General features: G+C 61.9%; 12 protein-coding genes and 1 pseudogene. 7 read left to right on the top strand and 6 right to left on the bottom strand.

Going from position 1 to position 15,720, the window contains the following annotated elements; genetic code table 11:
* Positions 1-65: 65 nt before the first annotated feature.
* Positions 66-485: a plant virulence effector HPE1-like domain-containing protein gene (locus QO005_RS06735; RefSeq protein ID WP_307157228.1), complete on the bottom strand. Its 420-nt coding sequence runs from the start codon at positions 483-485 to the stop codon at positions 66-68.
* Between the two features lie 129 nt (positions 486-614).
* Positions 615-1,889, bottom strand: coding sequence for a phosphoribosylamine--glycine ligase (gene purD, locus QO005_RS06740; protein WP_307157229.1), 1,275 nt, complete (start codon positions 1,887-1,889; stop codon positions 615-617).
* A 163-nt stretch (positions 1,890-2,052) separates the two neighbouring features.
* On the opposite strand from purD, the gene QO005_RS06745 reads away from it, so the two are divergent.
* From QO005_RS06745 to ubiA, 3 genes and pseudogenes are all read left to right on the top strand, one after another.
* Positions 2,053-4,374 carry a Tex family protein gene (locus QO005_RS06745; protein WP_307157230.1) on the top strand — a complete coding sequence of 774 codons (2,322 nt, stop codon included), beginning with the start codon at positions 2,053-2,055 and terminating at the stop codon, positions 4,372-4,374.
* A gap of 142 nt (positions 4,375-4,516) precedes the next feature.
* Positions 4,517-5,770, top strand: a pseudogene (locus tag QO005_RS06750) (cyclopropane fatty acid synthase); the annotation flags it as partial.
* A gap of 179 nt (positions 5,771-5,949) precedes the next feature.
* Positions 5,950-6,903, top strand: a complete 954-nt coding sequence (ubiA, locus tag QO005_RS06755; RefSeq protein ID WP_307157231.1) for a 4-hydroxybenzoate octaprenyltransferase — start codon at positions 5,950-5,952, stop codon at positions 6,901-6,903.
* Between the two features lie 85 nt (positions 6,904-6,988).
* Here ubiA and QO005_RS06760 read toward each other — a convergent pair whose 3' ends face one another.
* Positions 6,989-7,555, bottom strand: coding sequence for a DUF6101 family protein (locus QO005_RS06760; protein WP_307157232.1), 567 nt, complete (start codon positions 7,553-7,555; stop codon positions 6,989-6,991).
* A gap of 390 nt (positions 7,556-7,945) precedes the next feature.
* Here QO005_RS06760 and QO005_RS06765 point away from each other — a divergent pair, with 390 nt between their 5' ends.
* The 4 genes from QO005_RS06765 (at position 7,946) to modC (ending at position 12,797) form a co-directional block, all read left to right on the top strand.
* The gene (locus QO005_RS06765) at positions 7,946-10,132 is read left to right on the top strand and encodes a DUF1217 domain-containing protein (protein WP_307157233.1); all 2,187 of its coding nucleotides are present in this window, start codon (positions 7,946-7,948) and stop codon (positions 10,130-10,132) included.
* A 117-nt stretch (positions 10,133-10,249) separates the two neighbouring features.
* The gene (modA, locus tag QO005_RS06770; RefSeq protein WP_307157234.1) at positions 10,250-11,011 is read left to right on the top strand and encodes a molybdate ABC transporter substrate-binding protein; all 762 of its coding nucleotides are present in this window, start codon (positions 10,250-10,252) and stop codon (positions 11,009-11,011) included.
* 11 nt (positions 11,012-11,022) lie between these two features.
* Positions 11,023-11,721, top strand: coding sequence for a molybdate ABC transporter permease subunit (gene modB, locus QO005_RS06775; RefSeq protein WP_307157235.1), 699 nt, complete (start codon positions 11,023-11,025; stop codon positions 11,719-11,721).
* On the top strand, positions 11,718-12,797 hold the full coding sequence (gene modC / locus QO005_RS06780) for a molybdenum ABC transporter ATP-binding protein (protein WP_307157236.1): 1,080 nt from the start codon (positions 11,718-11,720) through the stop codon (positions 12,795-12,797). Before modB ends, modC begins: the two co-directional genes overlap by 4 nt.
* On the opposite strand, the gene QO005_RS06785 is transcribed toward modC, so the two are convergent.
* From QO005_RS06785 to QO005_RS06795, 3 genes are read right to left on the bottom strand one after another with little or no spacing between them, the layout of a single operon-like run.
* Positions 12,783-13,136: a winged helix-turn-helix domain-containing protein gene (locus QO005_RS06785; protein WP_307157237.1), complete on the bottom strand. Its 354-nt coding sequence runs from the start codon at positions 13,134-13,136 to the stop codon at positions 12,783-12,785. The two genes, modC and QO005_RS06785, sit on opposite strands and share 15 nt — an antisense overlap.
* Positions 13,136-14,566 carry an FAD-binding oxidoreductase gene (locus tag QO005_RS06790; protein WP_307157238.1) on the bottom strand — a complete coding sequence of 477 codons (1,431 nt, stop codon included), beginning with the start codon at positions 14,564-14,566 and terminating at the stop codon, positions 13,136-13,138. Before QO005_RS06790 ends, QO005_RS06785 begins: the two co-directional genes overlap by 1 nt.
* A gap of 9 nt (positions 14,567-14,575) precedes the next feature.
* On the bottom strand, positions 14,576-15,550 hold the full coding sequence (locus QO005_RS06795) for an L-threonylcarbamoyladenylate synthase (RefSeq protein ID WP_307157239.1): 975 nt from the start codon (positions 15,548-15,550) through the stop codon (positions 14,576-14,578).
* Between the last annotated feature and the right edge of the window lie 170 nt (positions 15,551-15,720).

Genomic DNA, 15,720 nt, shown 5'->3' on the forward strand with positions numbered 1-15,720 from the left:
CGGGGGTAAAAATCCTCGCACCTCTACCGGGATCGCTCGCCCGGCAAGCACAGGATCAACGGCAATCAGTTCAGTCTCAGGGCAAGGCTTTCAGGCGAAAAGGCGGGCGAGAGCGCGGCGGTGGTGGTGGCGCCGTCAATCGCGGCCACGGGCGGTGTGCTGGCCAGCATGCTGGGGGTTGCCATCCACTGATCGGCCTTGCTGACGAACATCACAGGCGAGCCACCCAGCCAGGCTTCTGTGCGCACAAGCTTCTTTTCACCGTGAATCTCGCGAAATTCCAGGGTCTGCGTGCCGGGAGCAAGCTGCGGCGCGGCGGCCTCTTCCCGCTTCGGCTTCTGCTGGGGCGCCGGGCATTGAGCGCAGGTGACGGAGAGAATGCTGTTTGCCGTCACACGCGGCGCGGAAATCACGTCGATGGAGCCAGCCGCCGCCGCAAGGGGCAGGGCGCTCACCATAGCAACCGCAAGAATGACAGAACGCATCGGTTTGAGCCTCTTCAGATCAGCAGAGGACAGCCGCATCGGCGGATGTCCTATCAGAAGCCGATCCTAGTCCGTGCATCTTTCATTCCGGTCAGCAAAGACGGTAAAATTTGAATTACCGGGAGGCCTTCAGCCTTCCTCTTCACGGGCAATGGCGCGCCAGCCGATATCGCGGCGGCAGAAGCCGTTTTCCCATGTCACCTCATCCAGCAGGCGATAGGCCTTGGCCTGCGCCTCGCGCACGCTTTTTCCCCGTGCCGTCACGTTCAGCACCCGCCCGCCGGTGGCCACCAGTTGTCCGTCCTTCAGCGCTGTTCCGGCGTGGAAAACCTTGGCGTCGCTGCTTTCGGCGGGAAGATGGGCAATCGCCGTGTTCTTTGCGTAGGAACCGGGATAGCCCTTGGAGGCCAGAACCACGGTCAGCGCCGGGTCGTCATGCCATTCCGCCGTCACCTGATCCAGCGTTCCGGTGGCGGTGGCGTAGAGCAGCGGCAGAAGATCGCTTTTCAGGCGGGTCAGCAGCACCTGGCATTCCGGGTCGCCGAAGCGCACATTATATTCGATCAGTTCCGGCCCCTTGGCGGTGATCATCAGCCCGGCGAAGAACACGCCGCTGAACGGCATGCCCAGTTCCGCCATGCCGCGCATGGTCGGCTCGATAATCTCCTTCAGCGTCCGCTCCACCAGATCCGGTGTCATCACCGGAGCAGGCGAATAGGCCCCCATGCCGCCGGTGTTCGGGCCGGTATCGCCATCGCCGACGCGCTTGTGATCCTGGGCGGTTGCCAGCGGCAGCAGGGTTTTTCCGTCGCAGAGGCAGAAGAAGCTTGCCTCTTCGCCATCGAGAAAGGCCTCCACCACCACTTCCGCGCCCGCTGCGCCAAAGGCGCCTTCGAAACAATCGTCGATGGCGGACAGCGCCTCCTCCAGCGTCATCGCCACCGTCACGCCCTTGCCTGCGGCCAGGCCATCGGCCTTGATGACGATCGGTGCGCCCTGTGCACGCACATAGGCTTTTGCTTTCGGGGCGTTGTTGAAGCGCTGATAGGCGCCGGTCGGAATGTTGAAGCGGGCGCAGATATCCTTGGTAAAGCCCTTGGAGCCTTCCAGTTGCGCAGCCGCCGCCGAAGGGCCAAAGACGGCAAGGCCGCCCGCGCGCAGCCTGTCGGCAATCCCCGCCACCAGCGGTGCTTCCGGCCCGACGACGACGAAGGTAATGCCTTTTTCGTGGCAGAAGGCCAGCACGGCATCATGGTCATCGACATTGAGATCGGCCAGTACCGCATGCTCGGCAATACCGGGATTGCCGGGGGCGGCGTAAAGCTCTTCCAGAAGGGGAGATTGCGCAATCTTCCATGCCAAAGCATGTTCGCGTCCGCCGGAACCGATCAACAGCACTTTCATGGCCTGCCTCCAATGTCTTTGATGGGCGGTTACGGCGCGGGCGCGCAAAAATCAAGGAAAAAGCCGGAAGGGCGGCTTTCCTGTGGAGGGGCTTGCACATCCGTTGCCTCGCCACGATCTCTCGTTATGGTCCCTGCACCAATTTCGGAGAAGTAGCATCGCCATGGCCGACGACATCAAATCCATTGCCGCCCTTATTGCCGGTGAGATCAAGGCACGCCCCGAGCAGGTGGCCTCTGCCGTGGAGTTGCTGGACGAGGGCGCGACCGTGCCCTTCATTGCCCGCTACCGCAAGGAAGTGACGGGCGGCCTGGACGATACCCAGCTGCGCACGCTGGCCGAACGGCTGACCTATCTGCGCGAGCTTGGCGCGCGCCGCGGCTCCATCGTCGAAAGCATTACCGGCCAGGGCAAGATGACCGGCGAGCTGATGGACAAGATCTTCGCCGCCACCACCAAGGCGGAACTGGAAGACCTCTATCTGCCCTACAAGCCGAAGCGCCGCACCCGGGCGGAAATTGCCCGCGAAAAGGGGCTGGGACTGCTGGCGGACGCCATTCTGGCCGACCGCGCCAGCGATCCGGCAAAGCTTGCGGAGGCCTATCTGAAAGAGGATGTGCCGGATGTGAAGACGGCGCTGGAAGGGGCGCGCGACATCGTGGCGGAGGCCATGTCGGAAAATGCGGAACTGTTGAAGACGCTGCGCACATACCTCAAGGACAAGGCCTGGCTTTACGCCAAGGTGGTGGACGGCAAGCAGGCTGTGGGCGAGAAGTTCGCCGATTATTTCGACCATTCCGAGCGCTGGGCAACCGTACCCGGCCACCGGGCGCTGGCCATGCTGCGCGGCTGGAACGAGGAGGTGCTTACCCTCGCCATCGAGGCCGACAAGGACGAGACCGCCGCCATCAAGCCCGCCCAGCGGATGGTTGCCAATGCCTATGAGGTGAAGGCGAAGGGCCCCGCCGATCAATGGCTGCTGGATGTCGCGGGCTGGACCTGGCGGGTCAAGCTTTCCACCTCGCTGTCACTCGATTTGATGCGCGAACTGCGCGAGCGCGCCGAGGAAGAGGCGATCCATGTCTTTGCCCGCAATCTCAAGGATCTGCTGCTGGCCGCCCCCGCCGGATCGCGGCCCACCATGGGGCTTGATCCGGGCATCCGCACCGGCGTCAAGGTGGCGGTGGTGGATGGCACCGGCAAATTGCTCGAAACCTCGACCGTCTATCCCTTCCAGCCGAAGAACGACCTGCGCGGCGCGCAGGCCGAACTTGCAAGCCTCATCCGCAAGCACAAGGTGGAACTGATCGCCATCGGCAATGGCACAGCCAGCCGCGAGACGGAAAAGCTGGTGGCCGATCTCTTGGCCGCACTTCCGGCAGCGGCCGATGCGCCGAAGCCCACCAAGGTCATCGTCTCGGAGGCGGGCGCGTCCGTCTATTCGGCGTCGGAAACGGCGGCCAAGGAGTTTCCGGGCCTCGATGTTTCGCTGCGCGGTGCCGTATCGATTGCGCGGCGTTTGCAGGACCCGCTGGCCGAACTCGTCAAGATCGAACCGAAATCCATCGGCGTCGGCCAGTACCAGCATGATGTCGATCAGGGCAAGCTTGGCCGGTCGCTGGATGCCGTGGTGGAAGATGCGGTAAATGCGGTCGGCGTCGATCTCAACACGGCGTCCGCGCCGCTTCTGGCGCGGGTGTCCGGCCTTGGCGGCTCGATTGCCGAGGCCATCGTTTCCCATCGCGACCAGAACGGCCCCTTCGCCACCCGCAAGGATTTGCTGAAGGTGGCGCGGCTCGGGGCGCGCACCTTCGAACAATGCGCGGGCTTTCTGCGCATTCCCAATGGCAAGGAGCCGCTCGATGCCTCCGCCGTTCACCCGGAAGCCTATGGCGTGGCGAAGAAGATCGTCGCGGCCTGCGGGCGCGATCTGCGCACGCTGATGGGGGATAGTGCGGCGCTGAAAAGCCTCGACCCCCGCCAGTTCGTCGATGAAAAATTCGGCCTGCCGACCGTGAAGGACATTCTCTCCGAGCTTGAAAAGCCGGGCCGCGATCCGCGTCCGAGCTTCAAGACGGCCACCTTTGCAGAAGGCGTGAACGAGATCGATGACCTGAAGCCCGGCATGCTGCTGGAAGGCACGGTCACCAATGTCGCGGCCTTCGGCGCTTTCGTGGATATCGGCGTCCATCAGGACGGGCTGGTGCACGTATCGCAGCTGGCGGATCGCTTCATCAAGGACCCGCATGATGTGGTGAAGGCTGGCGACGTGGTGAAGGTGCGCGTGGTGGAGGTGGATGTGAAGCGCAAGCGCATCGCCCTTTCCATGCGCAAGGATGGCGGCGAGGCCCCGCCGCCTTCGATGCGTGACAATCGCGGCAATGCCAATATGCGCCATGCCGGCAAGGGAGAGCCCCGCAAGAGCGAGCAGTCCTCCATGGGCGGTCTTGGCGCGGCGCTGGCAGAGGCCATGCGCCGGAAGTAGCGAGCGCATTTTATGCGCAACCTATGGGTTTTGTTCCATGATTTTGGTTAAAAATATGTGACAAAAGCATCTTGTCACAGCCTCCAAAGAGCATAGGGTATCCGTCTGTCGGGACGGAAATCCTTCACTTCTGGAGGTGTCAATGGCATTATCGCTACGTCGCATATTGCAGAGGATCATTCGCCGGGGAACGCTTGAGGTCACCGGCGCCGATGGTCAGACCGAACGCATGGGGGACGGGTCGGACCCGACTGTCGCCCTCCGCTTCCTGGACGATCAGGCCGAAGAAGAGGTTGCCCGGGATGCCCAGCTCAAACTGGGCGAAGTCTACATGCAGGGCCGCATGCTTGTCGAAAAGGGCGACATCTACGACCTGCTGACGCTGATCAAGGACAATACCCTCGTCACGGATCTGAATTTTTCCATGCTGTGGCGCGGTCTGGTGCGGATTGCCGAGGCGAGGCTGAGAGGGCTTTTTCCCGTCAATCACAACCGGCGCAATGTCGCCCACCACTATGATCTGAGCGCCAAGCTCTTCGATCTGTTCCTCGACGAGGACTGGCAATATTCTTGCGCCTATTTCAATCCGCCCGGCATTTCGCTGGACGAGGCGCAGCTTGCGAAGAAACGCCATATCGCCGCCAAGCTTTGCCTGGAAGAAGGGCAGCGCGTGCTGGAAATCGGCTCCGGCTGGGGCGGTATGGGGCTTTATCTGTCCGAACTTTGCGGCGTGGATGTGACCGGCATCACGCTCAGTGAAGAGCAGTTGAAGGTCTCGCGTGACCGTGCAGCCCGCCGGGGCATGGAGGATTTCGTCCGTTTCAACCTGCAGGACTATCGCACCATGACGGCGAAGCCCTTCGACCGGATCGTCTCGGTCGGCATGTTCGAACATGTGGGGCGCGCCAATTACCGCAATTTTTTCGGCAAGGTGAAGGAGTTGCTGGCGGATGACGGGGTGATGGTGCTGCACTCCATCGGTCAGCCCTATCCGGCGCTTTATAACAACCCCTTCTTCGAGAAATATATCTTTCCCGGCGGCTATATACCGTCGCTGGCGGAAGTGCTGCCGGCCATCGAAAAAAGCGGATTGCTGGTGGCCGATTGCGAAATCCTGCCCATGCACTACGCCCATACGCTGCGCCATTGGCGTCAGCGCTTCATGGCGCGCAGGCAAGAGGCGGCAAGGCTTTACGACGAGGCCTTCGTGCGCATGTGGGAATTCTATCTGGCAGGTTCGGAAATGGCCTTCAGCCACGAGGATTTCTTCATCTTCCAGCTTCAGATCACCAAGAAGCGCATGGCCGTGCCGGGCAATCGCGACTACATCCTGGAGCGCGAGGCGGAGCTGAAAGCCAAGGAAGCAATGCGCCCACCGCTGGAAAAGGTGATTTTCCGCGACGGCCAGGAGGAGCCGCCCGCTTCGCTGCCGGAAGAGGAACTCGACCCGCCCGTGCTGCGCCCCGGACGACAGGCGGCAGAATAGGACAGGCTGCCGGCTGTCTTGCCGATCGCGTCTCCGGCTTCTGTGCGGGGGCGCTTTCCGGTTTGGGCCCTTTCGTCTATCAATGCATCATGACACACGAAGCCTTCTCCTCCGCCCGCGTTTCTGACGCACCCTCCGACAACTGGGTCTACCGTTTTTTGCCGCGGCCCGTCTGGCCCTATGCGCAACTGGCCCGCTGGGACCGGCCCATCGGCTGGCAATTGCTGATGTGGCCCTGTTTCTGGTCGTCGGCGCTGGCGGCCAATGCGCTGGCGGGCGAGGGGCGGCTCAATGCCTGGCTGTTCCTCGGCCATTTGCTGCTGTTCTTTATTGGTTCCGTCGCCATGCGCGGGGCGGGCTGCACCTATAACGATCTGGTGGACCACAAGATCGATATGGAAGTGGCGCGCACCCGCTCGCGCCCACTCCCCTCGGGGCGGGTCAGCCGCGGGGCGGCAAAGCTCTTCATCCTGGCGCAGATGCTGGTGGGGCTTGCGGTTCTGCTCTCCTTCAACGGCTTTGCCATCGGGCTTGCCCTGGCCTCGCTGCTGGTGGTGGCGATCTATCCCTTTGCCAAGCGTTTTACGGATTGGCCGCAATTTTTTCTCGGTCTTGCCTTTTCCTGGGGCGGGCTGATGGGCTGGGCCGGGCTGTTCGGCACGCTGTCGCTGCCGGCCGTGCTCACCTATGTCGCCGCCGTGGTGTGGACCATCGGCTATGACACGATCTATGCCCATCAGGACAAGGAGGACGATGCGCTGATCGGCGTGCGCTCCACGGCGCGGCTGTTTGCCGAGGATACCAGGATCTGGCTGATCGGTTTCTATGGCCTGATGCTGCTGTTGCTCCTTGCCGCCTTTGCCTTTGCCGGTGCCGGCTTTCCGGCCTATATCGGGCTGGCGGCGGCGGCGGCCTTGCTCGCTTACCAGATCATCGTGCTCGACATCGACAATCCGGACCAGTGCCTGGCGCTCTTCAAGATGAACACGCCGGTCGGGATTATTCTGTTCCTCGGGCTCCTCGTCGCCATTCCGTTTGCGTAAATGTCAGCTGGCGATATTTGCCTCAAAACGAAACAGGCCCATGCGGGTGCATGGGCCTGAAAACGCTAACATGGATTGGCGAAAATCAGCGCCGGGCGATGATCTCGCGCCCGGAAATCTTCATGGCAACGCCGAGCGAACCGGTGCTGCGGCGCACCAGGAAGCGCGGACGGCGCTCGGCAAAATAGGAGTGGCGGCGGCGGGTGCGCGGCGGCTGCGTGCGGATCTCCCCCAGATGATCCTCCAGCGGCCGGGCCACGCCATCGGCTTCCACCATCAGCATGGGAATGCGGAAAGCCTGCGCCCAGGCGCGCCAGTCGGCGGCGATGTCGCACAGGTCATGCGCCACCAGCAGCGGAATGCTCAATTCAGGATCGTCATGATGCAATTCAAGCGTCACTGTAACCTCCCCGTTTCCGTGGTCAATGGCACGGGCAGCCACACCCTTGAAGGCGCGAGCCGGCAGGGCGAAGGACAATGGCAGGCCGCTTGAAGGCAGGATCTTGCGAAGCACCGCACCCCGTTCGTCGACCGTGATACTGACATCACCGGAGGCATCGCGCAACGCATAACTCATCTGCTGCGGAAACCGGGCGGGATCCAGCCGGAACGTCGCGCCGGCCCATACGGGCTTCATAACCGTGTTTGTCATCATGCTACCCTTGTTTTACCTGAGAGCCGTCTCGAGGGGCTCTTTCTTCGGGACTTTTCTTGTCCTCTGGGGCAGAAGATAGCGCCGGCCTGTTCCGGAGCGCTTAAAAATCGCGGTTAAGAAAGCTTTGTCGCGTGGGATGGTTATTGAAATCCAAGCGCGGAAGGTTTCATTTCGGTGAACGTTTTCTGTCTGTTTTTAGCCAATTCTCTAATAGAATTTGGGGAAATACTGGGGTAGTATGACCTGCCCAAAAGCCAGGGGCAAGGCTTGTCGGTCATGATGACCTGTCGAAATTTGGGTGCTTCGTCCGATGATGGGTGAAAGCACCGCCAGCAACGGCAGGAGGCCCGTGTGGGGTGCGCACCTGCCGATGACAGGAGCATCGCCATGGTTTCCACCTATGCCACCTACGACATGATCACGCGGGACATGAAGGCCAGTCTCAAGCGCGTATCGCAGGAGCCCCAGGTCAGCCGCGAAGCCACCTATTACAAGGAAAACATCGGCAAGGTGAAAACCGTCGAGGATTTTCTCGATGACGACCGCCTCTACAATTACGCCATGACCGCCAACGGTCTGGAGGACATGATCTACGCCAAGGCCTTCATGAAGAAGGTTCTGGAAAGCGATCTGACCGATTCCAACAGCTATGCCAACAAGCTGACGGATGATCGCTACCGCAAGTTCGCAGCCTCCTTCAATTTTTCCAAGGGCACGACCGATGCCCAGACCGATGCGCAGGAAGACGATGTGATCGGCCTCTACAAGCAGTCGCTGACCACCGAAGGCGATACGCTGAAGGAGGATGTCGAATATTACGACAGCGCCATCGACAAGGTGACCTCGGTGGATGACATCGTCAAGAACAGCCGCCTCTCCAGCATGATCCTGTCGGCCTACGGCATCGATCCGACCTATTATTCGGCAGACCATCTGAAGAAGGTGCTGACCAGCGATGTCAACGACACCTCCTCCTATGTCAACACGCTGACCACCGACAAATCCGCCTATCTCAGCATCGCCAAGGCTTTTTCCTTCAATTCCGACGGCACGCTGGTCAACAGCACCGCCCAGACGGCGGACCAGAAGGAAGAGCTTGAAAACCTCTATCTCGAGGAAAAATCCACCGTCGAAAGCTCCTTCATGGCCTCGCGCGAGACGGAGTATTACACGAAGAAGATCGCCACCGTCACCAGCGTCTCCGACATCACCGGCGACAGCCGCATGTTCGATTATGTCAAGAAGGCGCTTGGTCTCGACACGAACATGCTGAAATCCACCTTCGAAAACATCGTCACCAGCGATCTCAGCGACACGAACAGCTATGCCAATACCCAGGGCGATGGCAGCTATCCGAAGATTGCCGCCATGTTCAATTTCTCCACCGATGGCACGGTGACGGCGGGCAATGCCCAGTCGGAGACGCAACTTGCCCAGACCACTTCCGGCTATAGTGAAAACTATGACGACAAGGATCAGGCAACGATCGACAGCCTGACCAGCTATTATTCCACCCAGATGAAATCACTGAAGACGGTGGATGACCTGCTGAACAATGTCCGCATCTATCCGATGCTGATGAAGGCTTATGGCATTGGCGAGGACGAGTTTTCCAAGGCGACGCTGAAAAAGGTCCTGACCAGCGACATGACCGATCCCACCAGCTATGCCAACAAGAGCAAGGACAAGCGCCTGATCAGTCTGGCCTCGGCCTTCAACTTCAAGTCCGACGGCACGCCGGACGTGCCGCTGCTGGCGCAGCAGGAAAGCACCATTACCGCCGTCGCGAAGGATTATATCGTCCAGAAAACCAAATTCCTGGACGGCAAGGACCAGACCAAGGCCAAGACCGAGGCCGAGGCTGACGCGAAATATTATCAGGAAAATATCGTCAAGATCCGCTCTGTCGACGAATTGTTGAAGGATCGCAAGCTCACCGATTTCGTCCTGACCTCCTACGGGCTCGATCCGAAGGATGTCAGCGACGATATGCTGAAGAAACTGTTCAAGTCCGACCTCAACGATCCGAAAAGCTTCGCCAATACCCAGAGCGATGAGCGCTATGCCGAATTTGTCGCCTCCTTCAATTTCGGCACGGACGGCAAACTGACCCACACCACCGAACAGGGCATCCAGAACCGCGGCGAGGTTGTCCAGACGCAGAACCTCTACCTGCACCAGACGCTGGAAACCGAGCAGGGCGATGACAATGCCGGTGTGCGCCTGGCGCTCTATTGGGAGCGCAAGGCGCCGACCATCACCTCGGCCTATGACATTCTCGGCGATCAGGCGCTGCTCGAAGTCTTCCGCACCACCTTCAGCCTGCCCACGGAAATGAGCAGCATGGATATCGAAAAGCAGAAGGCGCTGGTGGAGAAGAACCTCGACCTCAAGGATCTCACCGATCCCGACAAGCAGAAGAAGTTCCTGCAACGCTTCATGGCGATGTATGATCTGAACAATGGCACCGGCACCGATACCTCGGCGGCCAGCGCCGCACTGACCATTCTCGGCGGCGGGTCCAGCTCGGACGGCATTTCGGCAAGCTCGCTGGAAGCGATCAACAGCCTCTGATCCTCTTTTCGACCCATTGTAGGGCTTGCCCTGCGGCTTTGCTTTGGGTAGCGATATATCCCAACGGATATATCGATGGGGTTGATCATGGTCGGATGGTGTCAGCGGCGGCGTTTTATGTCTTTTTTTCTCGCCCTGCTGCTGGCCCCAGGCCTCCAGCCCGCACGGGCGGCGGATAAGGTCACGGTCTTTGCCGCTGCCAGCCTGAAAGAAACGCTCGACCGGCTGGCTGCCGACTGGAAGACGCAAACCGGCAAGGAGGTGACGATATCCTTTGCCGCCAGTTCCGCGCTTGCCAAGCAGATCGAGCAGGGTGCCCCGGCAGACCTCTTCATTTCGGCAGACCTCACCTGGATGGATTATCTGGCGAAGGCCGATCTGATCGATCCGCAAAGCCGGGTGAACCTGCTGGGCAACCGCATCGTGCTGATCACTGCGGCCCAATCCAATCTGGCCCTCAAGATCGGTTCCGATGCCGATCTCAAAGCGGCGTTGGGGGATGGACGTCTTGCCATGGGCGCGGTGCAATCGGTGCCCGCCGGCATGTATGGCAAGGCGGCGCTGGAAAAGCTCGGGCTTTGGGAGAGCGTGAAGGACAAGATCGCCCAGGCGGACAATGTGCGTGCCGCGCTGCTTCTGGTCTCCCGCCAGGAAGCGCCGCTCGGCATCGTCTACGAGACCGACGCCAGGGTCGATCCCGGCGTGAAGATTATCGACCGCTTCCCGGAAACCAGCCATCCGCCGATCATCTATCCCGCCGCCTTGACCGAAGCGACGAAAAATCCCGATGCGAGCGCCTTCCTCACCTTCCTGCAAGGAGCCAAGGCCGCAGAGGTGTTCAAGGCGGCAGGGTTTACGATGTTGGGCGAGGCGCATTGACGGGTGCGGACATGTCATTCGGTGCCCTTTCAGCAGATGAGATCACCGCGCTTCTGCTGACGTTGAAGGTCGCAAGCGTCGCCGTCATCGTCTCGCTGCCCTTCGGCATCGCCACCGCCTGGCTTTTGGCGCGGCGGCGGTTTCCAGGGCATTTTCTGGTCGATGGGCTGGTGCATCTGCCGCTGATCCTGCCGCCGGTCGTTACCGGCTATCTGCTGCTCATCACCTTTGGGCGGCGCGGCGCGGTCGGGGCCGTCCTCGACCACTGGCTGGGATTGACCTTCTCCTTCCGCTGGACCGGGGCGGCACTGGCATCTGCCGTCATGGGCTTTCCACTGATGGTGCGCGCCATAAGGCTGTCGCTGGAGGCGGTGGACCGGCGGCTGGAAACGGCGGCCTCGACGCTCGGGGCTTCACCCGTCATGGTCTTCCTGACCATCACCCTGCCGTTGATCCTGCCGGGCATTGCCGCCGGTGCCGTGCTGGCTTTTGCCAAAGCCATGGGCGAATTCGGCGCCACCATCACCTTTGTCTCCAACATACCGGGCGAGACGCAGACGCTTTCTTCCGCCATCTACAGCTATACCCAGGTGCCGGGCGGCGAGGCGGGGGCATTGCGGTTGACACTGGTTTCGGTGGCGCTCTCGCTTCTGGCGCTGATTGCCTCGGAGGCGCTGTCGCAGCGTCTGGCCGCCAGGGTGGCGCAATGACGCTGACGATCGATATTCGCCACCGTCAGGGAAACTTCACGCTGGAGGCCACGCTCGCGCTGGATGCGGGGCTGACGGTGATTTTCGGTCCGTCCGGGTCCGGCAAGACCTCGCTGATCAACGCCGTGGCGGGCCTGATCCGCCCGCAAGAGGGGACGATCCGTTTCAATGGCGTGCTGTGGAGCGATGCCGCCGGCGGGCATTTCCTGCCGCCGCACCGGCGGCGCATCGGCTATGTCTTTCAGGAGGCGCGGCTTTTTCCGCATATGAGCGTGGCGGGCAATCTCACCTACGGCCAGCGCTTTGCGCCGCGCACAGAAAAAAAGGAAAGCCTGGAGCGCATTGCCGCCCTGTTGCGGCTCGATCATCTGCTGTCGCGCATGCCGGGGCAATTGTCCGGCGGCGAGCGGCAGAGGGTGGCGCTGGGCCGGGCGCTGATGGCGGCACCGCAATTGCTGCTGATGGATGAGCCGCTTTCCGCGCTCGATCAGGGTCTGAAGGCGCAGATCCTGCCGGATATCGAGCGGATCAGGGATCACGCAGGCATTCCCATTCTCTATGTCACCCACGCCTTGGCGGAGGTGACGCGGCTGGCCGACCGCGTGGTGGCGGTCGAAGAGGGCAGGCCGCGCCTCATCGACAGCCGCCACGACCTGCCGGCCCTTGCCGAAAGCCGCCCGGGCAGTTTCCTTCAGGCGGTCATCACCGGCCATGACGACGCAGAAGGGCTGACGCTGGCGCAAACTCCGGCGGGGCCGCTCTTCCTGCGCCAGACAAGTCTTGCCACAGGCATGAGAATCCGCCTGTTCCTGCCCGTCAGCGATGTCATTCTGGGTCGTGAGGTCGAAGGGGCGCTCTCCACGCTCAACCGCCTGCCCGGAACCGTCAGGGCCATCCGCGAGGATCAGGGAACGGTGACGGTGCATGTCGATTGCGGCGGCGAGATCATCCGCGCTGAAATCACCCACCGTTCGCTCCTGGCCCTCCAGCTTGCCGAAGGGGTTTCCGTCACGCTGTTCTTCAAGGCGGTTTCCATCGAGACCAGCGGCGTTTTTCGCCGGTCATCCAGGCCTTGAGGTTTGCGCCGCAAGCCAGGCCAGATCCTCCGCCATCGCCGCGCGGGCGCGGACTTCCATGGCAAGTGAGCGGGCGAGAAGAGCCTGTCCGAACGCCGTCAGTTCCGCGCCACCGCCCTGCTTGCCGCCATGGCGGGTGATGATGGAGACCTCCGCGAACATGGTATTGATTTCATCCGCCAGCAGCCAGGCGCGGCGATAGGACATGCCGAGCGCTTCACCGGCCGAACGGATCGAGCCTTTTTCGGAGATCAACCCCAGCAGCGCCACCTTGCCGGGACCAAGCCGCATGCCATTGGCAAAATCGATGCGGAAGGTGAGCTTCGGCGGCTCGCTCATCAGGGGGAAACCATCTTGCCGGGATTCATGATGCCCGCCGGATCGAAAGCATGCTTGATGCGGCGCATCAACTCGGTTTCGATGGCGGGACGCGTCGCCTCCAGTTCGTCGCGCTTCAACTGGCCGACGCCGTGCTCGGCGGAAATCGAGCCGCCATGGGCGCGCACGATGGCGTGGACGATGGCGTTGACCTCCCGCCAGCGGGCAATGAAGGCGTCCTTGTCGGCCCCCACGGGCTGGCTGATATTGTAATGAATATTGCCGTCGCCCAGATGGCCGAAGGCGCAGATGCGCGCGCCAGGCACGGCCTCCATCACCGCATCCGCCGCCTCGCGCATGAAGGCGGGAATGCTGGCGACCGGAACCGACACATCATGTTTGATGGAGCCGCCCTCCGGCTTCTGCGCCTCCGACATGCTCTCGCGCATATGCCAGAGCGCCTGCTGCTGCGCCACGGAACCGGCGATCACCGCATCTTCTACAAATCCCGCCTCGGCACCGGCATGCAGCACGGCTTCCATCATATGGCGGGCGCTGTCGGCGCTGTCTGAGGTGGAAATATCGATCAATGCGTACCAGGCATGCGGGTTGGCCAGCGGATCGCGCACGCCGGGAATATGGCGGGTGGTGAACTCCACGCCGATGCGCGGCATCAACTCGAAGCCTGTGAGCGCCGAGCCGCACAGCGCACTGGCCTTTTCGAACAGCGAAAGCGCCATCTGCGGCGATTGCAGGCCGACAAAAGCCACTTCATGGCCGAGCGGACGCGGATAAAGCTTCAGCACCGCGCCGGTGATCACGCCCAGCGTGCCTTCCGCGCCGATGAAGAGATCGCGCAGATCGTAGCCGCTATTGTCCTTCTTCAACCGGCGAAGCCCATCCCAGATTTCGCCGGTGGGCAGCACCACTTCCAGGCCCAGGCAGAGCTGCCGCATATTGCCATAGACCAGAACGGCGGTGCCGCCGGCATTGGTGGCGAGATTGCCGCCGATGCGGCAGGAGCCTTGGGAGCCGAGCGAGAGCGGAAAGAGCCGGTCCACCGCCTCCGCCGCCTTCTGGATATCGGCGAGAATGCAACCCGCATCGGCGACGATGACATTGCCGACCGGATCGACCTCGCGAATGCGGTTCAACCGCGCAAGCGACAGCAGCACATCGCGCCCGCCCGTGCGCGGCACCTGCCCGCCGACATGGCCGGTGCGGCCGCCGACGGGCACGATGGGCGTGGCGGTTTCGGTGGCAAGCGCCATGATCTCGGAAACCTCCTGCGTCGAGCCCGGCAGAAGCACCAGCGGCGAGGCGCCGTGATAGAGGCCGCGATTTTCATGGAGATAGGGGGCGATATCCGCCTGTTCCGTCAGCGCATTGCTTGCGCCGACAATGGCGATGAAGCGCTCCAGCACGGCCGGGAAAGAAGACTGGTCATTCATGGTTCGCCCTCAGCTTTTCGGCGCCGCCGCCCTTTGCAGCCGGTCATTGATTGCTTCGCCGAGCCCGTTTTCGGGAATGGCGGTGACGGCAATGCGCCGCGCACCACTGGCATCGGCCAGTTTCATCATGTGAAACAGATTGGCCGCCGCCTCGGCAAGATCGCCCGCAGGGCTCAAATCGAGCACCAGTGCCGCCGTTTCAAGACCTTGGGGTGCTGCACCCGCAAAGGTGATCAGCGCTTCGCCCGGCTCCACATGGGTGGCGTTCAGCCGCATGGCGGCCTCCGGCGCGTAATGGGAGGCCAACATGCCCGGCGCCTCGATGATGGCGCCCGCCTTTTCAGGCCGCTGCACGGTAAGCCCGGTGGCTGCCTCGATGGCCTCGGCGGAAAGTCCGCCGGGCCGCAACAGGCGGATCACGCCGTTTTCCACCTTGAGAATGGTCGATTCCACCCCGACGGGCGCGGCACCGCCATCGAGAATGAGCGGGATCTTCCCTCCCAGATCCTCAAAGACATGCGCGGCAGTGGTCGGGCTGATCCGCCCGGAGGTATTGGCGCTGGGGGCGGCAAGCGGCTTGCCGAAGGCGGCAATCAGCGCGCCGGGAAAGCCGAGCGGCACGCGAATGCCCACCGTCTCCAGCCCCGCCGTGGCCAAGGCGTGGATCGTGCTGTCGGCTCTGAGCGGCAGAATCAGCGTCAGCGGGCCGGGCCAGAAGCGTTCGGCAAGCTTTCGCGACAGCGGATCGAACAGGGCATGGCGTTCGGCCATGGCGAGATCGGCCATATGGCAGATCAGCGGGTTGAAGCTTGGCCTTCCCTTGGTCTCGTAAATCCGGGTGATGGCGCGGGGATTGGTGGCATCCGCCGCCAGACCGTAGACGGTTTCGGTGGGAATGGCGATGCACGCGCCCGCCTCAAGAGGCGGCAGCGCCGCCGCAATCGCGGCCTTGCCGTCCGGGCGCGTGGAAACAATGTCAGCCATGCCTGTTATCGTCCTGCGGGCGCGGTGGGATCATGCCTGCCTTATTCCATCCCCGGCCTCTATTGTGAAGTATTTTTTAACACCGTTTCAACGGCAAAACCGGTGAAAACCAGGGATTTGCGCGGTTGGCCGCCGATAGCTAAAACTTTACGGATCGCCGTAAGAGAAAG

The sequence above is a fragment of the Allorhizobium paknamense genome (assembly GCF_030815125.1).
Taxonomy (GTDB): domain Bacteria; phylum Pseudomonadota; class Alphaproteobacteria; order Rhizobiales; family Rhizobiaceae; genus Allorhizobium; species Allorhizobium paknamense.